The sequence below is a fragment of the Nonomuraea sp. 3N208 genome (genome assembly GCF_052245935.1).
Lineage (GTDB): Bacteria > Actinomycetota > Actinomycetes > Streptosporangiales > Streptosporangiaceae > Nonomuraea.
The window spans coordinates 1-20,739 of the sequence record NZ_JBQQBR010000020.1; the positions used below are offsets into that span (position 1 = coordinate 1).

17 protein-coding genes are annotated in these 20,739 nt (G+C 69.2%); 3 read left to right on the plus strand and 14 right to left on the minus strand.

Annotated elements, in window-relative coordinates:
• Positions 1-82: 82 nt before the first annotated feature.
• Together ACTWPT_RS28690 and ACTWPT_RS28695 are read right to left on the minus strand one after the other, a co-directional pair.
• Positions 83-1,585 carry a helicase-related protein gene (locus ACTWPT_RS28690; RefSeq protein WP_443180578.1) on the minus strand — a complete coding sequence of 501 codons (1,503 nt, stop codon included), beginning with the start codon at positions 1,583-1,585 and terminating at the stop codon, positions 83-85.
• Between the two features lie 42 nt (positions 1,586-1,627).
• Positions 1,628-2,290: a DEAD/DEAH box helicase gene (locus tag ACTWPT_RS28695; RefSeq protein WP_443180579.1), complete on the minus strand. Its 663-nt coding sequence runs from the start codon at positions 2,288-2,290 to the stop codon at positions 1,628-1,630.
• A gap of 783 nt (positions 2,291-3,073) precedes the next feature.
• Here ACTWPT_RS28695 and ACTWPT_RS28700 point away from each other — a divergent pair.
• Together ACTWPT_RS28700 and ACTWPT_RS28705 are read left to right on the plus strand one after the other, a co-directional pair.
• The gene (locus tag ACTWPT_RS28700; RefSeq protein ID WP_443180580.1) at positions 3,074-3,808 is read left to right on the plus strand and encodes a transposase; all 735 of its coding nucleotides are present in this window, start codon (positions 3,074-3,076) and stop codon (positions 3,806-3,808) included.
• A gap of 248 nt (positions 3,809-4,056) precedes the next feature.
• Entirely contained in the window at positions 4,057-5,769 is a 1,713-nt protein-coding gene (locus ACTWPT_RS28705; protein ID WP_443180581.1) for an AAA family ATPase, read from the plus strand.
• A gap of 140 nt (positions 5,770-5,909) precedes the next feature.
• On the opposite strand, the gene ACTWPT_RS28710 is transcribed toward ACTWPT_RS28705, so the two are convergent.
• From ACTWPT_RS28710 to dpgA, 9 genes are all read right to left on the minus strand, one after another.
• Positions 5,910-7,025, minus strand: coding sequence for a winged helix-turn-helix transcriptional regulator (locus tag ACTWPT_RS28710; RefSeq protein WP_443180582.1), 1,116 nt, complete (start codon positions 7,023-7,025; stop codon positions 5,910-5,912).
• A gap of 308 nt (positions 7,026-7,333) precedes the next feature.
• Positions 7,334-8,467, minus strand: a complete 1,134-nt coding sequence (locus ACTWPT_RS28715; protein WP_443180583.1) for an alpha-hydroxy acid oxidase — start codon at positions 8,465-8,467, stop codon at positions 7,334-7,336.
• Positions 8,468-8,478: 11 nt separating this feature from the next.
• A complete protein-coding gene (gene hppD / locus ACTWPT_RS28720; RefSeq protein ID WP_443180584.1) occupies positions 8,479-9,561 on the minus strand; it encodes a 4-hydroxyphenylpyruvate dioxygenase in 1,083 nt (360 codons plus the stop codon).
• Between the two features lie 150 nt (positions 9,562-9,711).
• Positions 9,712-10,992, minus strand: a complete 1,281-nt coding sequence (locus ACTWPT_RS28725) for a cation:proton antiporter (protein ID WP_443180585.1) — start codon at positions 10,990-10,992, stop codon at positions 9,712-9,714.
• Positions 10,989-12,473: a tryptophan 7-halogenase gene (locus ACTWPT_RS28730; RefSeq protein ID WP_443180586.1), complete on the minus strand. Its 1,485-nt coding sequence runs from the start codon at positions 12,471-12,473 to the stop codon at positions 10,989-10,991. The genes ACTWPT_RS28725 and ACTWPT_RS28730 overlap by 4 nt, the downstream gene beginning before the upstream one ends.
• A gap of 91 nt (positions 12,474-12,564) precedes the next feature.
• Positions 12,565-13,380, minus strand: a complete 816-nt coding sequence (gene dpgD / locus ACTWPT_RS28735) for an enoyl-CoA-hydratase DpgD (protein ID WP_443180587.1) — start codon at positions 13,378-13,380, stop codon at positions 12,565-12,567.
• Positions 13,377-14,666 (minus strand): (3,5-dihydroxyphenyl)acetyl-CoA 1,2-dioxygenase DpgC, encoded by a 1,290-nt coding sequence (dpgC, locus tag ACTWPT_RS28740; RefSeq protein WP_443180588.1) that lies wholly within the window; start codon positions 14,664-14,666, stop codon positions 13,377-13,379. Before dpgC ends, dpgD begins: the two co-directional genes overlap by 4 nt.
• Positions 14,663-15,325 carry an enoyl-CoA-hydratase DpgB gene (dpgB, locus tag ACTWPT_RS28745; protein WP_443180589.1) on the minus strand — a complete coding sequence of 221 codons (663 nt, stop codon included), beginning with the start codon at positions 15,323-15,325 and terminating at the stop codon, positions 14,663-14,665. The genes dpgC and dpgB overlap by 4 nt, the downstream gene beginning before the upstream one ends.
• Before the next feature lie 8 nt (positions 15,326-15,333).
• Positions 15,334-16,422 (minus strand): 3,5-dihydroxyphenylacetyl-CoA synthase DpgA, encoded by a 1,089-nt coding sequence (dpgA, locus tag ACTWPT_RS28750; protein ID WP_443180590.1) that lies wholly within the window; start codon positions 16,420-16,422, stop codon positions 15,334-15,336.
• Positions 16,423-16,683: 261 nt separating this feature from the next.
• Between dpgA and ACTWPT_RS28755 the strand changes: the two genes are divergently transcribed.
• Positions 16,684-17,925, plus strand: coding sequence for an aminotransferase-like domain-containing protein (locus ACTWPT_RS28755; RefSeq protein ID WP_443180591.1), 1,242 nt, complete (start codon positions 16,684-16,686; stop codon positions 17,923-17,925).
• Here ACTWPT_RS28755 and ACTWPT_RS28760 read toward each other — a convergent pair.
• The 3 genes from ACTWPT_RS28760 to ACTWPT_RS28770 all read right to left on the minus strand — a co-directional run bounded on the left by ACTWPT_RS28760 (position 17,897) and on the right by ACTWPT_RS28770 (position 20,730).
• Complete coding sequence (locus ACTWPT_RS28760; protein WP_443180592.1) at positions 17,897-19,174, minus strand: cytochrome P450; 1,278 nt, start codon at positions 19,172-19,174, stop codon at positions 17,897-17,899. The two genes, ACTWPT_RS28755 and ACTWPT_RS28760, sit on opposite strands and share 29 nt — an antisense overlap.
• Before the next feature lie 67 nt (positions 19,175-19,241).
• On the minus strand, positions 19,242-20,396 hold the full coding sequence (locus ACTWPT_RS28765; protein WP_443180593.1) for a cytochrome P450: 1,155 nt from the start codon (positions 20,394-20,396) through the stop codon (positions 19,242-19,244).
• Positions 20,397-20,499: 103 nt separating this feature from the next.
• Positions 20,500-20,730, minus strand: a complete 231-nt coding sequence (locus tag ACTWPT_RS28770; RefSeq protein ID WP_080045619.1) for an MbtH family protein — start codon at positions 20,728-20,730, stop codon at positions 20,500-20,502.
• Positions 20,731-20,739: the final 9 nt, after the last annotated feature.

The window sequence follows — 20,739 nt, forward strand, 5'->3', positions numbered from 1 at the left end:
CGCTACCGCACCGTCCACATCCGAGCCGGCCGCCACCACCTCACCGCAGCCGACCCCCTGCCCACCGACCTACGCGACGCGCTCAACCAGATCCACGGCCGGCAAGGTGCGCACTAAATTGAGCCAACTCGGGGCGCGCGTAGGAGAGGGTGAGCAGTTCCTCACCGATGACGTCGTCGTACTTGTCGACGCGCTTGTCAGGGATCAGCGCGGCCAGGGCGAGGGCGTCGGGCACGCCCTCTGCGGCCAGGTCGGCCAGGAGGCCGACGGCGGCTTGCGGAGAGGTGTCGCTGATCAGCAGCGCGACTCCGTACCGGACGACGTCGACGCCGTAGGCGTGCAGGGCCAGGCCGAGAGTGGTCATGATGGCGTCGCCGCGGAAGGGGAACAGCAGGGTGTCGTTGCCGTAGCCGACGAGCGGGGTGTCGTGCAGGCCGAGGCGGCGGTAGGCGGCGCGGCCCTCGGCCAGCAGGCTCTGGGCGGTGGCGTCCAGGTAGGCCGGCACCGTGGTCTCCTCATACAGGCGCCGCATGGTGGTGCGGATGCGGTCGTGGACGAGCGGGCCAGCGCTGGTGAAGCGGGGCGGGCGGCCGCCGGAGGCGCGGGTGACCTCGATGAGCTTGGCGTGGGTGTCGATGGTCGAGATGCGCCAGCGGCCGCCGGCGAAGATGATCAGGCTGCCTTCCGGGAGCGGCTGTTCGATGGGCAGGCTGCCGAGCGTGCGGCCCTCGGTGACGATGCGGTATTCGGTGGGGGCGGCGAAGGCGGCGTAGAAGGTGTGGTGGTTGATCAGCCGCTCCCCCGTCTCGGCGGGCAGCAGGAGTCCGTCGTTCTCCTGGCGGATGAGGTCGGCGGCGGCGAGGTCGCGCAGCAGCGTGGCGAAGGTGGGGCTGTCGACAGTGCGGAAGGGGCCTTGCGCGCAGAGGGTGCGGTAGGCGTCGGCGGGGGTGATGCCGCCGTGCTGGGCGATGAGGGACAGGAATTGCTGGGTGAGGGTGGATAGGTGCAGGGCTTCGGCGGCCGGGGGCTCGTACCAGCGTTGCAGGAGCAGCTCGATGGTGGCGATGGCTTGCACGAGCTGGGCTCGTAGTTCGTCGGCCGGGTGGATGGCCGGGGTGGCTTCGGGTTCGCTGACGTACAGGCGCAGGATGGCCGGTCCGCCGCGGCGTCCGGAGCGGCCGAGGCGTTGCCGCAGGGCGGCGACGCTGGGTGGGGCGCCGATCTGGGCGATGGAGGTGACGGAGCCGATGTCGATGCCCATCTCCAGGGTGGAGGTGCAGACGGCGGTGGCCGGGCGGGTGCGGTCCTTGAGGCGGGCTTCGGCGTGCTCGCGGATGTCTTTGGACAGGTTGCCGTGATGCGGGACGAACTCCTCCGGTACGCGGGCGTTCTCGCAGCGGCGGTTGAGCAGATCGGTGTAGTCCTCGACGGCGGCGCGGGAGTTGGCGAAGACAAGGTGGTGGGAGCCGCGCAGCGTGGCGAACAGGTGGTCGGCGATGGCGAGCCGGTCGCCGGTGGCGACGTCGTCGGCGCTGACCTCCTCGCCGAGCGCTTTGTGGGCGGCGCGGGCGCGCGGGTCGATCATGGGGGCGGTCTGGACGTAGCCGCGGATCTGCAGGCGGAGCTCCTACGCGTCGCTGCTGGAGACGATCACGGTGACGTCGTCGCCGGCCCGCGGGCGTAGGAAGTCGGCGGCTTTGGCCATGTCGCCGAGGGTCGCCGAGAGGCCGATGCGGGGGATGCGGCGGCGGGCCGCCAGGTCGAGGCGGTGCATGAGGGACTGCAGCTGGGCGCCGCGTTCGGTGCCGATGAAGGAGTGCAGCTCGTCGATGACAAGGTAGCGGGCGGACGCCATCAGGTCGCGGATCTTCCAGCCGCGCAGGAGGAACATCGCCTCCAGCGACTCCGGGGTGATCAGCAGGATGCCGTGCGGGCGGTCGAGCAGCTTGCTCTTGGATGACGAGGCAACGTCGCCGTGCCAGCGGGAGACCGTGATGCCGAGGTGGTCGCAGAGCGGGTCGAGACGGCCGTACTGGTCGTTGATGAGGGCTTTGAGCGGGCTGATGTAGACGGCGGCGAACCCCGCGGTGTCCGGCTGCTCCGTCAGGACCGAGCAGATCGGCAGCAACGCCGCTTCGGTCTTGCCGGAGGCGGTGGCGGCGGCGATGAGCACGTCCCGATCGCCCGCGAGGACGGGCGCGACGGCGGCTTCCTGCGCCTCGCGCAGTTCTCGCCAGTTCGGCGCGTCGGACGCACCCTCCTGGCGCGGGCTGCTCCCCGAGGACGTCATTGGTACCACCGATGGTGAAGAAAGGCATCACCCGCGCCCTCGGCCCCATTTGCGCGACAGCCGCTGGTGCGTACGTCGGGGCGTCCAGGTCGGAAATGGCCGGCCACGATGTCGGCGTCACCGCCGCCACCTCTGGTCGTGCTCGGGGGTGATGGAAGACCGCGCGCCAGCACTGCCCCCGTTGTCGGGGTACGCGACGAGAATCCGCTCGCGGTCCGCCAGGGCCATCATCTGCTCAGTGGCTCTTGTGTCGGATGCTTACGCAATGTGCCCGACGCGTCGCTCCATACAGAAATGCCTGTTTCAAGAATGTCCGAAAATGTCGCTTGGTGTTTCAGGGTGCCGTTAGCCGAAGAGCAACCATCGAGCAACCGACGGCGTGATTGCGTGGCCTTGACCATTCCGATTTGATCGAATTTGGGGTATTGGTCTCGCCTCATAGGTTTCCTGGAAGGTGCCCTTGGTGATGACGAGACTCGCCGCGTACACCGTCACCGTTAAGAACGTGGACCACGCCGTTGGCGTGCGGTAAGCACTGCGCAGGTCCTCCCGCCCCACCCACCCCACGCCTGGGTGAAGTGTCCACACCCGAAGGAGCCCTGATGGCCGACCGTGAACGAAGCAGTGCCGCGTCGCCTGAGGGAGGCCGCATTCAGCCGAACCCGAGATTGCTATGTACGACGAGAATGGACGACACAGCCGGTATTACTCCGCTGACCGGGACGGCGCTGCTCTGCTCACCGCGGTTCACGGCTGGAGGCCTTCTACGCCTCGGAGTCGACGGTGCTGCGGGTGCTGCAGGCGGCCGGGATCACGGTCGTCGAACGGCCTCGTCGGGAGCGTCGGCCGCGCCGGGAGCTGCCCGGCTGGGCCGAGCTGGTGCCGGGCGTCATCACGATCTACGACTTCACCCATTTCCGTGGCCTGCCGCGCTGGTGCGTGGTCGCGGTGATGGACGTGGTGTCGCGGTATTGGCTGGCCACCGTGGTCTCGCCGGAGGAGATCTCGACCCAGGTCGAGGTGGCCTACACCCGGGCCCTACAGGTGCTCGGCAAGGCCCATCTGCTCGATGACGAGGCGTTCCTGGCGGAGCCGCGCGGCGGGCAGGTGCCCGACCACGACGCCTTCCCGGTGCTGCTCGCCCTGTCGGACAACGGGCCGCAGATGACCTCCTCGGCCACGAGGATATTCATGGCCGGCGCGCGCATCGCCCAGCACTTCGGCCGGCCCGGCGCCCCGAATGACCAGGCCTGGATCGAGTCGCTGTTCGGCCACGTCAAGGACGAGCACCCGCACCTGGACAACATCACCGACCTGGGCGAGCTGGAGGCCGAACTGGACGCGATTCGCACGTTCTACAACGAGGTGCGGCTGCACGAGGGCATCGGCTACGTCACGCCCGACGACGAGCACCACGGCCGCGGCGAGGCGATCCGCGCCGCCCGCTGCGCCGGGCTGAAGACCGCCCACGAAGCCCGGGTTGCGACTCGACGCCAACTACGCCAAGATCCCCCATAACCCCTCTCGCGGCTGATGGATATTTCCGGCCCGATCTGGTGCATTTTCTCTGACACACCTCGGTAACCAATGATGTGACCTTCCTGTGACCGAAGGTCAGATGTACTGGCACGTGATGGGGATCTCGGTGCCGATGTAGCCCAGGTGGGCAGCCGCGAGCCGGACCTGCTGGGGCCGTGAGCGACCGACCAGACCGATCGGGCATCCCCGCAGGGGGCGTTGTCCTACAACGACGGGGTAAGAGATTGATGGTGCTTGCGGGGCGAGAGCGCGAGCTGGGAGAACTTACCGAGGTGTTCGAGTCTGCGATGCTGGGCCGGGGCGGGGTCGCGGTGATCAGTGGTCCCGTGGGGAGCGGCCGGACAGTGCTCCTCCATGAGTTCGGCCGGCTTGCGGGGCAGGCCGGCGCCCGCGTTCTCTACGCCGAATGCTCACCGGCAGAGCGCTACCTGGCAGGCGGCGTCGTCGGTCAACTTCTGGGCGCGATGGGCCAACCCGGATCGCGAGGGTGGCCGGACCTACTGGAGATGGCCCAGGACGTGCCGACCGTACTTGCGATCGATGATGTGGACTGGGCCGACGATACCTCGCTGGAAATCCTCCTATCCGTAGTGCGGCGGTTGCGAACCGCGAGACTTCTGGTCGCGATGACGACCAGCCCCGACCGACGGCCGTTCAGTCCTGTATCGGCGGCCGAGGAATTGTTGCACCGGCCGTACAACCGGCGCGTCGAGTTGGCTCCCCTGTCTCCGGCGATGGTTCGAGACCTGATCGCCGAGCGCATGGGACGGCAGCTCGCCGACCAACTCGCCGGTGACACCCACCGGCTGACCGGGGGAAGTCCGCTGTTGGTCAGGGCGATCATGAAGGATTTGGAGGACCGGGGCGAGGCCGGTGCCGCCTTCGGCGATGCCGTCGCGGCCTGCGTTCACCGGTGTGGGGCGACGGTGATCCGGGTGGCGGAAGCCATCGCCGTGCTGGGAGCGCACGCGAGCACCGACATGGTGAGTGAGCTCGCGAGCGTCGGGGATCACCAGGCCGAGCGGGTGACCAGGCGGCTGGAGCGGGCCGGCGTGCTCACCGACGGCCGATTCGGCCATGAGGTCGGGCGCCGCGCGGTGATCGACCGCATGTCGGCCACCCGCCGTACGCAGATGCATCGGCTTGCCGCGCAACTCCTCCATATCGCGGGTCGCCCGGTCACCGACGTGGCCGCCTGCCTGCTGACGGCGGGCTGGTCCGCGGAGAATTGGGCCGCGCGGGTGCTGGTCACCGCCGGCCGGCAGCACCTGCACGACGAGGCGCCCGTTGTCGCGGTGAGATGCTTCGAACTGGCCCTCGCGTCGGGTTCCGCGGATGCGGAACGCATGATCAGAAAGGCCCTATCCGCCCAGGCGGAAGGATGCCCCACTTCCGCTGACGCCGGCCTCCACCTGTCGGAGCTGCTCCTCGATCGGTTGCCCGAGCCGCTCGCCGCCGACATGTGCCGCCGGCTCTCGTGGCGAGGCCGGCCTGCCGCCACGGCCCGGGCTCCCAGGCAGGGTTGGCACGGCACCCCGTACCCGGGCTGCGGCAAGATGCCGGCGACGGCCAGGGGCCAGGTGGAACGAAGCACACGCTCGACGGACCCGAAACATGCCGATGGCGTGACGGCGGAACAACGCACCGTCACCGTGAACGGTCAGGCTCCGCCTGTCGGGAAAAGGTCCGGCGAGGACACCCGGGAGAGCGACCTCAGAAGACGGGCCGAGTTGCTGAGCGAGGCCGAGCGTCGCGTGGCCGTACGCGCGGCCCAGGGGCGCACGAATCGCGAGATCGCCGAAGAGCTCTACATCACCCGGAGCACAGTCGAGCAGCATCTCACCCGGATCTATCGCAAACTACAGGTGCGCACCAAGGAAGACCTCGGCCGTCTCGCCGCCGCGCTCCCTTTCGCGGAGGACGACATCGTGCCCTGTTGAGGGGCGCGGTCGGCAACAGACCTGCGCCCGCGCATGGCCGCGGATCTACACCGCGACCATCCGGGCCGACGCCTACGGTGATCAGCGTCGCGGCCCTCCCCGAGGGTTTCCGGCCCCTGCGGGGAGAGCCAATTTCGGAATCACGTCGCGACCGCCCGCTCGGCGGCAAGTCCCGTGAACCTTCCCTCCAGCCGATCGGCGAACTCCGTCCAGATCGCAGCGTGTGCTCGTGCCAAATCGGTGACGTTGGAAGCCCAATGCGGAGGGACGTTCATCAGGATGCGGTCCCAGTCTTGGCCGGGGATCGCGTGCAGGGTGAGCAGGCGCAGCAGGCTCCGCCCGGTCTCCGTGAGCCGGAGCGCGGGATCAGCCGTCAGCCGGTTCAATATGGCCAGGCGGTTCTGATCCGCAGCGAGTCGAAACCCCCCGCCGGAATCGCCTCCGTTGCGGGTGGACGGCCCAGCCGGCTGCATATGGGATCTCCTGCGACCCGCCGGTATGGGACTCTCCCCACGTTCAAGCCGACCCCTCACATCCCGGACCGTCTCCGGGGATAGTCCTACCTCTCTGGCGATCTGCCGAAGCGAGAGGGTGGGATTGCTGCGGATGAGTTCGGCCGCCTGCCTGCGCTCCGCAGTGCCGTCCACGGGCCGGACCCGGCCATCCCGCCCAATCCGCGTCTCGCCCTCCACCCGGCTCCCGCGCAGATCCGAGACGGTCCGGGCAGACAGCCCAGCGACCGAGGCGACCATCCGATCGGACCACTCCGGATGGCTCTCGATAATGCGCCGGGCAGCGCGTCGCCGATCGGCGAGCGTGAGCGGCAGGCCGTGTTCGATGTTCATGCGAACCGCCAGGACGAACGCGTCGGCCTCACTGCCCTCAAAGAACCGCGCGGCGATGGTGCGCTGACCCCGTAGGCGGGCCGCGCTCAGCCGGTGCAGCCCGTCGATGACCCACATCGATGGGAAGTGCACCAAAATGGGTGGTATTTGCCCCTGGGCGTACAACAGCGCCTCCAGGTGCTCCGGATCCTCGCCGGCGATTCGCGGCGAGAGGGCACCCGACAGACGCTCCAGCTCAACCTCGACGATCGGCAAGCCATTGATGTTCATGCCGGTCGGATCCACGGCTTCGCCCCCGCTCATATCGTGGCCGGTCAATTGCCGTTCTGGCCGAACTCCGCCGCGACCTTCAGTAACCCCGGTCACGTCCCCGTTGAAATGTGCTCGTGCCATCTCCGCGGTTGCCCGCATGCCACCTCCCGGTGTCGGCGCTCCCCGAGCTTCCCCCTCAAAAAGCGTAAATGTCCCCCCTTCGCCAAACCACCCCCTAATCCGAACTTTCGTGTCCTTAGCCGAGGTCGCAACGCTCTGATCTGTAGAAAGACTGGCGCCGTCCATTCTTTCTGTCTGTCCAGAAATTGACACGCAGCAGATCGCGACCTGCTATCGCCGAATGCATTCCCGCCAGGCAACGCGTTGCCGACAGAACGGCAGCGGCCGGGGATTCCGTAATGCCAGGCCACGGCCCCACCCTGGGGCCTTGACGGCGAAAGTCCGGCCTAATCGCGCCCGGCCGCACCGCCCCTAATCCGGGCAGCGCCCACCCCTATTCCGGCGCGAATGGGATTGCGCGCGAACGTCGTCCGTAGTAGAGGCGTTTCCTCCGGCGAACCGCAACCGGCGAGTCCCAGGGCCCCGCGGAACTCGGTCGCGAGCAGCCCCAGCACGTCCCGGGCGCCGTCCTCACCGTCGACGGCCAGGCCGTACATGAGCGGGCGGCCCACGAGCACCCCCGAGGCGCCCAGTGCGATCGCCTTCACGATGTCCTCACCGCGGCGAACTCCGCTGTCGAGCAGGATCTCGCAGGAGCCTGCCACCGCGGCGGCGATCTCCGGTAACACGTCGATGCTCGGTATGGCACCGTCCAACTGACGCCCCCCGTGGTTGGACACCACGATCCCGTCGATGCCCGCCTCCGCCGCGCGCCGCGCGTCCTCCATGTCCAGGATTCCCTTGAGCACCAGCGGCAGGCGGGTGCGCCCGCGCAGCATGTCCACCCACGCCCAGGTGACCGGGGCGAACTCGAGCGCCGTGTGCACGGCGACCGCCGAGGCGGCCGGGACATCGGCGGCCGGCCGCCGGTGAGCCGCACCCCTCCCGCCGAGGTTGGCCGCCGTCACCGACTCCGGCAGTGCGAACCGGTTGCGCACGTCCCGCAGCCGCCGTCCCATCCAGGGCACGTCCACCGTGACCATGATCGCCTTGCACCCGGCGGCTTCGGCGCGCTCCACCAGCTCCAGGCAACGCCGCTCGTCACGCAACCGGTACAGCTGGAACCAGGTCGTGCCCCCCACGGCGGCGACCTCTTCCAGCGCGACGCTGCTCATCGTGCTCACGGTGAACGGAACCTCCGCCGTCTTCGCCGCACGCGCCGCGGCGAGCTCCCCTTCCGGATGCAGCAGCCGCTGGTAGGCGATCGGGGCGGCCGCCAGGGGCATCGACACCGGGCTGCCGAGCAGGCTGGAAGCGGTGGAGCACTCCGTCACGTCGCGCAGCGCTCTGGGGATGACGAAGACCGACTCGAACGCGGCGAGGTTCGCCCGCATCGTGCTCTCCGCACCGCTCCCTCCCGCGACGAAGTCCCAGGTCTCGGGAGGGAGGGCGCGGCGGGCGGCACTTTCGTAGTCGGCCACGCAGCTCAGGGTCATCCGGCCCGCTCCAGCTCCACGGCCTCGTACAGCGCCTTGATGTTGGCGCTGCCGAAGGTCTCCGCACCCCGTCTCTCGATGATCTCGAAGAACAGGGTGCGACGCGGGTGCGTCGAACGGGTGAAGATCTGGAACAGCTGACCGCTGTGATCCTCGTCGATCAACAGGCCGGTCTCCCGTAGATCCTTGATCGGGTGCGTCTTGGGGGTGATCCGCTCCGCGAGCAGGTCGTAATAGGCGTCCGGGGTGGTGAGGAAGTCGACCCCCCGCGCCGACAGACTGCGCACCGCGCGGACCGCGTCGTCGCTGGCGAACGCCACGTGCTGCACGCCGTGACCGTGGTGGCCCTTGAGGAAGTCATCGATCTGGCCCGGCTCGGTGCTCGGGTCGGGCTCGATCAGCGTCAGCGTCACCCCGCCGGACACGCTCTGCACGACCTGGGACTCCATCGCCTGCGCCCCCACCACGATGCGTTCCTGGAAGATGTCCCGGAAGCCGAGGGTCCGCACGTAGTGATCCACGGTGGGGCCCAGTTCGCCGGCGGGAAGGCAGATGGCGAGGTGGTCGATGGCGAGCAGCGCGGCTTCGCCCGCTCCGGCCCCGGTTGAGCGCGGTGCGGGGACGAAGCCGGCCGGCAAGCCGGATTCGTCGCCGGGATCGCGCTGGACCAGGGTGTGGACGACGTCGCCGAACCCCTCGATCGTCGCCGTGACGGTGCCGCCCCCGCCACCCTCCGCCGGCGCGTGCCGGGCCGGTTCGTGCACCGGTGTCGCGCCCGCCGCCACGGCGACCTCGAAGACGGCGCCGACGTCCCGGGTACGCAATGCGACGTCGGCCACGCCGTCACCGTGGGTCTGTACGTAGGCCGCGGCGGGGTGCCGGTCCGAGATCGCCTCGGTGATGACCAGGAGCACCGGCCCGTTTCGCAGTGCGACGCTGCGGTGCTCCGCCGAACCGCCGGTGCCGACGACGGTGAATGCGTACTTGTCCACCCAGGTGAAGGCCGCTACCTCCAGGTTGCCGACATACATTTCCAGGTAGTCAATTGAAAGGTCAGAGAATGGCGCATCCGAATTCATATCAGGCCTCCGCAGCTTGATTTCTTTCTTACAGATTTCCGGTATTCGGTGGCATACGTCAACGACATTGCCTTTGACACCGGAATGGACCGACAAACGAAATGAGTTAGGGCAGCCTGGACAGCCGCCGCATTTCCCGTCAGCGCTGTTTCAGGAAACTTCGCGGGCCGGCGCGAGGCCCTGCGCCATCCGGCGGGCCCGCTCCTCGGCCGTCTGCTCGACCCGCGCCATCGCCAGGCGGAGAACGGGCGGCGCCAGCACCGAAGTGATCATGGCAACGAGGATGATGATCGTATACAGCTCCACGGTGAGGACACCCAGTCGCAGCCCGACCGTCGCCACGATCACCTGGACGACGCCCCGGGCGTTCATGCCCGCTCCCAGGGCCAGCGCCTCCCACCGGTTCATCCGGCTGGTCCAGGCGCCGAGGAAGGCCCCGAGGAATTTCCCCGCGAACGCCACGAACACCATGACCACCGCGACCCAGAACATCTCCGGCCGGGTCAGCGCGGCCAGGTCCATGCGCAGACCGACGGTGGCGAAATAGAGCGGGGCCAGTAGTCCCAGCACCACCGTCCGCAGCGGCGCGAGCCGCGCCGGGTCCGGTGCCGCGGCGCTGATCAGCAGGCCGGCGACGAAGGCGCCGAGGACCGGCTCCATCCCGAGGGCGTGCGTCCCGGCGGCGGACAGCAGCACGATCACCACAGTCGCGATCATCGTGGGCGAGTTGTCCTGGCACTTCCCGGTCAGCCAGAACGCGGCGCGCACCAGGGGCCGGCCGACCACGGCGGCGAGCAGCAGCACCCCGGCCAGGGCCGCCACGGAAGCCGCCACGGCCCCTGCGCGCACCCCAAGGGTGGCCATCCCCGACACCACCGACAACATCAGCCAGCCGAACGCGTCATCGATCATTCCGGCCGTGAGAGTCAGCTGCCCGACGTTGCGGTGCAGGAGGTTCATGTCGTGGAGCGTCTTGGCGATCACAGGGATCGCGCTGACGCACATGGCCACGCCGAGGAAGAGCGCGAACACGGTTGAATCGGCGGGCCCCCGGATCGAGACCGGCAGCATCAACCCGGCCGCGACCCCCATCGCCAGCGGGATGACCAGCCCGAAAACGCTCAGCCGCGCGATCGTCGCGCCCTGCCGGCGGATCAGCCGCAGATCCAGGTGTGCGCCGGTCAGGCCCACCAGCAGCAGCACCCCGACCTGCGCGACGGCGTCGACCATGTGGAACTGCGCGGGGTCCGGCGGGAACAGCCGGCCCAGCGGGCCGAGAACCAGGCCGGCGGCGAGCTCGCCCACCACCGTCGGCATCCGCAGCGCCGCCGCCGCGCGGCCCAGCAGCAGCGCCACCACCAGCAGGGCGCCGAGCTGGAGGAGGAAGAGCAACAGGGGGCCGGCCCCGAGCGCGGGAGGGGGGTGGTTCATGCGGGCCGGTACGGCTGCCAGGACATCCCGTCCGGCGAGGCCACCAGGCCCCCCGGGAACAGGGGCACCTCCGGCTCCGCGTCCTGGCCGAGCATCGCCCGCATCTGGACCTGGCCCCCCTCGGCCATCACCTGCTTGACCACCGTGGACTTGAACATCGGCACCATGTTGCCGTCGTCACTCGCGGCGACCTCCTCCACGGCGGCCGCGAACTCCGCCGAGCGCGACCGCAGCCGGCCGCTCGTCGAGCTCGTCAGGGCCTGCTCCCCGGATGACACGCCACCCACCAGGTCGACGAACGATTCGAGCTCGGTGTGGTTGTTGCGGGTGACCTTCTTCGCCTGCCAGAAGTACGACTCCTCGTCCCGGTGCATCTCGTAGAAGGAGACCAGGAACTCGTAGAAGACCCCGTACTCACGCCGGTACCGCGCCTCGAACTCCGTCAGTGCCGCCTTCTCGTCCAGATCGCCGGACAGGACACTGTTGATGGAGCGGGCGGCGAGCAACCCGCTGTACGTCGCCAGGTGCACGCCGGAGGAGAACACCGGGTCGACGAAGCAGGCGGCGTCCCCAATCAAGATCATGCCGGGCCGCCAGAAGGAGGTCTGGTGATAGGAGTAATCCTTGCGAATACGCAGCTCGCCGTACTGGCCGGAGGTCACCCGGGTCGCGTCCGCCAGATACTCCGAGATCAGGGGGCACTCGGCGATGAGAGCGGTCAGGGCCTTCTCCCGATCGCCCTGGATCTTCTCCGCCAGCTCCCGCCGGACCACGGCGCCGACGCTGGTCAACGTGGGGCTGAGCGGGATGTACCAGAACCAGCCGGAGTCGAAGGCGACGCTGAGGATGTTGCCGGAGTTGGGGGCGGCCAGCCGCTTTCCGCCCTCGAAGTAGCCGAAGAGCGCCAGGCTGCGGAAGAAGTCGGAGTACTTCCGCTCCCCGCCGACCTTGGAGTGGAGGCGGCTCCTGTTGCCCGAGGCGTCGACCACGAACTGGGCCCGCACCTCGTGCTCGGCGCCGTCGGCGGCGGTGTACCTGACCCCGGCCGCCCGCCCCTCCTCCCCTTCGATCACCGCGGTCACCGCGCACTCCTCACGGACCTCGGCGCCCCTGCGCCGGGCGTTGTTCAGCAGGAGCTCATCGAAGCGGGAGCGTTCCACCTGGTAGGCGAAGGACGTCGGCCCGGAGATGTGCGGCGAGACGGAGAAGGAGAACGTCCAAGGCTCGGGCGTCGCTCCCCACCGGAAGGTGCCGCCGCGCTTCACCGTGAACCCGGCCTCGGCGAGCTCATCGGTGAGCCCGAGGAGCCGGCAGACCCCGTGCACGGTGCTGGGCAGCAGGGACTCGCCAATCTGGTAACGGGGGAAACGCTCCTTCTCCAGCACCAGCACCTTGTGCCCGCGCATGGCGGTGAGCGCCGCCAGCGTCGATCCGGCCGGCCCGCCGCCCGCCACCACCACGTCGAAGTCTTCGATAGCCATCACTTCGCTCCTCGCTGCTCCTCGGTGATCTCCTGCTTCAACCCTGCACCGCCCCGGCCGCACGCGACAGCGGGGCGGCGTGGACACTCCCTCATCGCCCCGTCCAGACGGGGTCGCGCTTCTCGGCGAAGGCGCGGACTCCCTCGACGCTGTCCGCGCTGTGCCGGCGCCGCTCCTCCCACGGGTACGACGCCGTGAACGCCTCCTCGATCGGCATGTCGAGCGACCGCATCGCGGCCTGTTTGATCGCCCGCAGTGCCAGCGGCGCCCCACGGAGCAGGTCATCCGCCCACCCGGCCACGCATCCGTCCAGCTCCGCCACCGGCACGACCTCGTTGACCAGCCCGTACTTCAGCGCCGTCGCGGCATCCATCCGGCGGCCGGTCAGCAGATACCCCAGTGCCACCTTCTGCGGCAGCTGGCGCGGAAGCCGGAACACCCCGCCCGCCCCGGGAACCAGGCCGAGCCGTACCTCGGGCAGGCCGAAGACCGCCTCGGTGGAGGCGACGGCGATGTCGCAGGCGAGCACCAGCTCGAATCCGCCGCCCAACGCGTACCCATGCACCCGGGCGACCACCGGTTTCGACAGGGAGAACCGGTCGGTCAGCCGTGGATGGCCCGGCCGGCCGCGGCTGCCGAACGTCGTGGGGAGCGGCTCCGCCTCGGTCAGCCGGGCCCGCTCCTTGAGGTCCTCACCGACGGAGAACGCGCGGTCTCCCGCGCCCGCCAGCACGACCACCCTGATCTCGTCGTCGGCCTCGACGTCGTCCCACACCTCGGCCAGTTCCTCGTGCATCCGCCGGTCCATGGCGTTCAGCACCTCAGGCCGATCCATGGTCACCCGGGCGATGTGGTCTCGCTTGTCGTAGCGCACCCGCTCGAATCGGCGGCCGGCGCCCACGCTCATGCCCGCCTCCGCGCGAAGGCGCGGGCGTTGCCGATCACATCGGCGTCGTGCACGCGCAGCGCCTGTTGCAGCGCGAACTCGGCCAGGTAGCGAGCGAACTCCGCGGGTGATTCCTCGGCGTGATTGAGCATGCGCCGGTTGGTCGGCACGGCTTCGCCGCCGAGCCGGTCCACGGCCCGCGCGATCGCCGCGTCCATCTCCTCCGGTGCGACGACCTCGTCGACCAGCAACCGGGCCTCAGGCTCGCCCGCTTTGATCGCCCGGCCGCCGAGGATCATCTGCCGGGCCAGCCGTGGCCCGGTGAACCGGGTGAGCCGGAGGTTCGCGACCCCCGGGACGATGCCCTCACTGGCGGCGGGAAGGCTGAGGTAGGCGTCCGACGCCGCCAGCACGTGATCGAGAACGAGCAGGAGCTGTGCCCCGCCGCCGATGGCGAAGGCATCGACGGCCCCCACCCACGGCTTGTCGAGATAGGGGGAGTGCCACGAATTCCCCACGAGCACGCCGCGGAGGAGTTTGTGTATATAACCCAGCTCCCGCCGCAGCAGGAAGTCCACCAGCGGGATGTCGCCCGAGCTCAGCTTCTTCAGGTTGATGCCCGCGCAGAACACCCGCCGGCCGGCGTACCGGGGATGGCTCATCGGCCCGCCGCGCAGCAGTCCCACCCGCACGGACGGGTCCAGCAGCGCCAGGTCGACCGCCGTCTCCAGATCGTCGACCTGGCGCTCGTCCTCGGCGTTCAGGCAGTCGTCCCGGCACAGGGTCAGGTGTGCCACCCCGTCTCGGCGCTCCACTCGGACCGATTCCATCTCCGCGATCCCCGACCGGGCGAATCCGGGCAGCAGGCCCAGGGCGCGGGCGGTGGGGCGGAGCATGGCGTCCAGCAGATGCGGAGCGGCGACCGGAGAGCGCAGGATACCGCGGAGGAAGATCGCCTGGTCGATCTCGTACCCCTCCTTGTCCGCCTGTTCCCGGGTGGATTCCGCCGCCATCTGCGTCTCCAGGGGCACCAGCCCCGGATAGCCGGCCGCGGCGGCGGCGAGGAGCTCGTCAATGCGCAGGTACCGGGTTCGGCCGTCGGTGAGGCGGTCATAGATCGCCTCCGCGTGCGCCGCCATGATCTGGCTGCGCCGCGCCCTGAGGACGTCCATCGCCGCGGTGGCGGTCGCGCGCTGCGCCGAGGTCCGTATCGTCGGCGACGGCATGGCGGCAAGCAGGTGGTCCAGCTGCCGGGCGTCCTGCTCCAGGTCGGTCAGGGAGGTCAAGGAGGCCGGGTCGGCGGTCACGGCGTGGCCTCCCTTCTGAGGAAGCGGTCCGCCGCGGCCAGGTGCGCGCCGACGGCCTCCTCGAAGCCGGTCGAGACGGCGTCGAGGATCAGCCGCCGCCGAATCGCGATCTCCGGAGCGGCGAAGGCGCGGCCGGATTCCGCGAGCTCCACGAGCGCCGCGGCGGGGTCCTCGCGCACCTCGTCCAGCAGCCCGAGTGCGAGCCCCCGGTTCGCCTCGATCGGCGTGCCGAGCAGGACCGCCCGCCGGATGGCGGCGCTGCCCGCCTGCTGGGCGAGCCGGTGCACGGCCATGCCCGGCCAGGTGGCGTCGTGCCCCGTCGGGAGCAACAGCCGGGCCTCCGGGGCGGCGATCCGGACGTCGGCGGCGAGGAGAACGTCCAGGGCCGGGCCCGCGCAGTCGCCGGACACCACCGCCGTAGTGAGCCGGCCGAGCCGCTCAAAGCGGCGAACCGCCCGTTCCCACTTGGTCACCAGGCCGACCGTCAGCTCCGCTGCCCAGCCGGCCTGTGGGACGCCCGTGGCATAGACCGTGACCAGGCCGGACCCCTCTGGCTGAACGTCGGCCTCGGCGCGGTCACACAGGGCATCCAGGTCCAGGATCGTGGCGGCCATCAGCGGACGGCCGCCGTCGACACACAGTGTCAGGGCATCGCCCATTCCCCGGCTCACCATTGGATCAACGCCGTTTCGATAGTGGAGCCGGGCCCCATGGTCATCATGACGCCGTAGTCCCCCGGGCGGGTCACGCCTTCCTCGGCGAGCCGCTCGTAGGAGAACAGGAAGGAGCCGCTGGACAGGTTGCCGTAGTCCCGCAGCACTCCGGTGGTGTGCCGCACGTCGTGCCTGGTGAGGCCGAGATTGATGACGATCGCATCGATGACCTTCTTGCCGCCGGAGTGCACCAGCCAATGGCCGATGTCGCCCCGGCGCAGGCCCGTGCCGGACAGCAGGCGGTCGACGACGAGCTCGGCGTGCGCACCCACCACATAGGGGATCTGCGGGTCGAGGAAGAAGCTGAACCGGCCCCCGGCCGAATCCCAGTCATAGCGCATCGCATCGACCGCGTCGGTGATGATGATGCTTTCGAACTTCAGCACACGCGGCCCCTGGGCGGGACCGTCGCCGGCGACCACCGCTAGGGCCGCGGCCCCGTCGCCGAACAGGCTGTTCACCACGGCGGTGCGCATCGTGCCGTCGAGGGCGTACGCGGCGGAGCACGCCTCGCTGCACAGCACCACGCCCAGCTCGCCCGGATGGGCGGCGGACCAGCCCGAGACCACTCCCAGCGCATTCAGGCCGGCGTTACAACCCATGCCGACAATGTCGGCGCGGCTGCAGTGGGGGTCTATGCCGAGCCTGCGGATGATCAGGGCGGACAGTCCGGGGGTGAGGAATCCCGTCGAGGTGACGCAGCACAGGTGGCGCAGGTCGGCGAGGGTCGCCCCCGCCGATTTCAGGCAGGATTCCAAGGCCTCGCAGCCCATTTCGACGGCGACCCGCTTGTGTTTTTCCAGCAGGTCGCCCTGCGATTCCGCCGCCCGGCCCCCGCCGGCGGCCGGCGGCGGGAGTGTGAGATGCCGTCGCTCGATGGCGCTGTTCAGGAAGAGAGACCTCATCTTCGGGTCTTCGACGCCGAGGAGGTCCAGGAGCTCGGCCTGGGTGTAGGAGGTGCCGCTGGTGGCGGTGCCCACCCCCGTGATCGCGGTGATCCCGGTCGACACGGCGGGTGCGGGGCGCTCGGCTACGGCCGTCATCGGTACATCCACCCCCATGTCCTGAGCTTGCTTCTGAGTACCTGCTTGACCTGTGACGCGGGCATGGATCTCACCCTTCGCGGCAGTAGCGGATGTTATTTCCATTCATGGAATTCCGGCGGTCATCGTCAATAGGCCGGACTTGACAGCTGGAACGCCCGGAGTGGATTCTCGGGCACCATGGCCACCGAATCATTTTCAAAAGGCAAATTGGGCATGGAAACGCTGCACAATTCACTCACCGATCCCTCGATCGCGTCCATGAACTTGCTGAACGAGATCGCCGATAAGTATCCCCAAGCCATTTCGATGGCCGCCGGACGACCGTACGAAGAATTCTTCGACGTCAAACTGATACATGAATACCTGGACGCCTTCTGCGACCATTTGCGGCGGGATCGGGGGATGGACGACGCCGGCGTCACCCGCACCCTCTTCCAGTACGGCACGACCAAGGGAGTGATCGGCGATCTCATCGCCCGCCACCTCTCCGAAGACGAGGACATCCACATCGACCCGGCGTCCGTGGTGGTCACGGTGGGTTTCCAGGAGGGGATCTTCCTGGTGCTGCGAGCGCTCCGGGCAAGCGAGCGTGACGTGCTGCTGGCGCCCGCCCCCACCTACGTCGGCCTCAGCGGCGCGGCACTGCTCGCCGAGATGCCGGTGTGGCCCGTGCGGTCGACGGAGCACGGCATAGACACCGACCACCTCCTCGAACAGGTGAAGGTCGCCAGGGAGCAGGGGCTGCGCGTCCGGGGCTGTTACCTGACGCCGAACTTCGCCAACCCCACGGGCGTCAGCCTGGATCTGGCCACCCGGCACCGGCTGCTGGAGATCGCCGAGGCGACCGGCCTGTTGCTGTTGGAGGACAACGCCTACGGGCTGTTCGGGGAGGAGCGGCTCCCGGCGCTCAAGGCTCTGGATCGGGCCAACCGCGTCGTGTACCTCGGCTCCTTCGCCAAGTCCGGCATGCCCGGCGCCCGCGTCGGATACGTCGTCGCGGACCAGCCGCTGACCTCGAGCGGTTCCGACGTCGGCGGATTCGCCGACGCGCTGTCCAAGCTCAAGGGCATGCTCACCGTCAACACCTCCCCCATCGCCCAAGCCGTGATCGGAGGGAAGCTGCTGCTGCACGACCACAGCCTCGCCCGGGCCAACGCCAGGGAGGCCGCCGTCTACCGGCGCAACCTCGGCCACACGCTTGACGCGCTCACCCGCCGGCTCGGCGACTGCCCCGGGGTCAGCTGGAACTCCCCCACCGGCGGGTTCTTCATCACCGTCACGGTGCCGTTCGCCGTCGACGACGCACTGCTCGAACACGCGGCCAGAGACTTCGGCGTCCTGTTCACGCCGATGCATCACTTCTACGGCGGCCTCGACTCGGCTGCCGGCGGGATCAATCAGCTGCGGCTGTCGATCAGCCTGCTCACCCCGGAGCTGATCGAGGAGGGCGTGGCACGGCTCGCCGCGCTCGTCAGGTCGCGGCTGACGGCCCCCAGGTGACCGGGAGCCGCTTCGCCCCGTGGGTGATCGCCTTGCGGAACACGATGTCTTCCGCGGGCACGGCCAGCCGCAGGTCCGGGAAGCGCCGCCAGAGCGCCTGGTAGGCCAGTCGCAGCACCACCCGCGAGATCGACGAGCCCAGGCAGTGGTGCACGCCGTGCCCGAAGCCGACATGCCCGGCGATCTGCCTCCTGAGATCAAGGACGTCAGGGTCCGGGATAAGGGCCTCGTCGCGGTTGGCCATGGGCAGCGAGCAGACGACGATCTCACCAGCCTTGATCGTCTGACCGTCCACGACCACGTCGTTCAGCGCCATCCGCGGCGTCGGCTGGAAGGTGATCGACAGGTAGCGCGTCAGCTCGTCGACCGCCCGGTCCGTGACGGCCCGATCCTCGAAGATGACCGGAATCTGCTCGGGGTGCTCCAGCAGCGCCAGCACCCCGAGTCCGAGCATCCCCGAGATGTTGTCCAGGCCGGCGAGCAGCACCACGGTGATCATGCCACGCAGCTCGTCGTCGGTGACGTCATCGCCGTGCTCCTGCACCAGCATGCCGATGAAGCCGTCGTCGGGCTGCTTGCGCTGAAGCCCGATCAGATGGTCGAGATAGCCGTTGAACGCCATGCTGTCGGCCGCGCGCCGTTTGCTGCCGCGGCTCATGTCGAGGTGCAGGCCGCAGCGGCGGAGGAACTCGGCGCGGTCGTCGCGCGGCACCCCGATCAGCTCGCAGAGCGTCGCGCCGCCAACCGGCTCGGCGTACATGCTCTGCAGGTCGGCGGGCGGCCCGGCATCTTCGATGAGGTTCAGGTGATCCTCGATGATCTCGCTGATCACCGGTTCCAGCCGCCGGATCCGGCGGAGCGTGAACTCCGGCGTCAGCATCCGCCGCAGCCGCGTGTGCTCGGGCGGGTCGAGGTTCATCAGGTGCCCGACGAGCTCCTTGACCGGGGTCACGCCGGTGCCGTCGATGGGCTCGCCGGCGGTCAGGCGGCGGCGGGTGCTGAAGTTCTCGTAGTCCCCGAGGATCCGCCGCACCACGTCGTACCCGGTGGCCAGCCAGATGTAGGCCGTCCCGTCCACGTCCAGCGAGCCGAGGGCATGGCCGTTGATCTTCAACAGCGCTCCCCTCTTCCGTAGCGCCCGCAAGCTATCCGTCGGTTCCAGGTGCTTCCTGGTGATGATGAAGTCCGGCTCCGGGGTCACCACCTGTGTCGCCTCATCGACCACAAAGCCTGGCGTCACATCCGTCATCACAGCTCCTTCACAGAGGTTCTCGGGCAACTTTCCGTACGCGTCCGCCCATTGCGGACGGCGCCGTTCACCAGGTCAACGGCAGTTCCAGCAGCGTGAAGACGTTCGAGCTCGGCGGGCGGAACCTGATCTCCTCCGCCGGCACGGCCGTCCGCAGGGAGGGGAAGCGCCTCACCAGCGTCGTGAAGGCGATCCGCAACTCCATCCGCGCCAGCGGCGCGCCGAGGCAGTGATGGATGCCGTGGCCGAAGGCCACGTGCCGGGATTCCTTCCGCGTGATGTCGAACCCGTCCCGGGCCGCGTCCGCCCGGTTGGCGGCCAGCAGTGAGCAGAACACCGCCTCACCCTTCTTGATCACCTGACCGCCGATCTCGACGTCCTCGGTGGCCGTCCGCGGGTCGAGCCCCTCGAAGACGGACAGATACCGGACGATTTCCTCAACCGCCTGCTCGCCCAGCTCGGGCCTCTCCCGCAGCAGGACGAACTGCTCGGGATGCTCCAGGAGGAGCAGCGTCCCCGCCGCCAGGCAACTCTCGGTCTGCTCGACGCTGGAGTTCATGACCACCGCGCAGAGTCCGGCGAGCTCCTCGTCGGAGATGTCCGCGCCGTGATCCCGTGCCACCACCCCCAGCATCCCCTCCCCCGGGTCGCGGCGGAGCCGGGCCGCCAGCTCCCGCATGTAGGCCAGGTACGCGTGCCCGTTGAGCACCCGCCGCCGCTTGCCTCCCCGGTGTGCGGTGAGCCGGATCAGCTCGCCGCGATCGTCGAGGGGTATGCCGAGGAACTCGCAGGCGACGCGGGAGGCCAGGGGCCCCGCCACCTCCCTGAGGAACTCGACCGGCGGACCCGTGCCCGCCATCGTGTCCAGATGGTCGTCGACGATCGCCTGAACCCGCGGCTCCAGCGCCTGCATCCGGCGGACGCTGTAGGCGGGCGCCACCATCCGCCGCAGCCGCGTGTGCTCCGGCGGGTCGAGCTGCAGGAGATTGCCCGGCAGGGCCATCTCCTGGTGGTTGAAATGGGTGCCGATCACCCGCTTGTCGAACTTCTCCGACCCCAGGACCTCGCGCACCACCTCATAACCCAGCGCGAACCAGTGGACCGCCGACCCGTCCTCGAGAGGGATCCGGACCAGCGGACCCCTCTCGCACAACAGCTTCAGCTCGGCGGCCAGATCAAGTCGGTCTCTCAGATGCAGGACTCTGTGCTCCGGCGCGACCATGGGTGCCATGCTTTCCGGGGGGTTCCCCACTCTCAAGGTGTCCAACCGGCGATGACGCGCACTTGGACCGCAGGTCGCGGTGCCGCGCCACGCCGCGGCCGACTCAGGCCCGGGCGTCCGGCGAACGCCCGTCCATCTGCGCGACGAGGCTCTTGGGCCGCATGTCGGTCCAGTGCTCCTCGACGTACTGCAGGCACTCCTGCCTGCCGGCCTCGCCGTACACCGCCGTCCACCCCTGGGGGATCTCGGCGAAGACCGGCCACAGGGAGTGCTGCCCCTCATCGTTGACCAGCACGAAGAAGGTGCCGTCCACGTCATCGAACGGGTTGGTCATGGTGCTCTC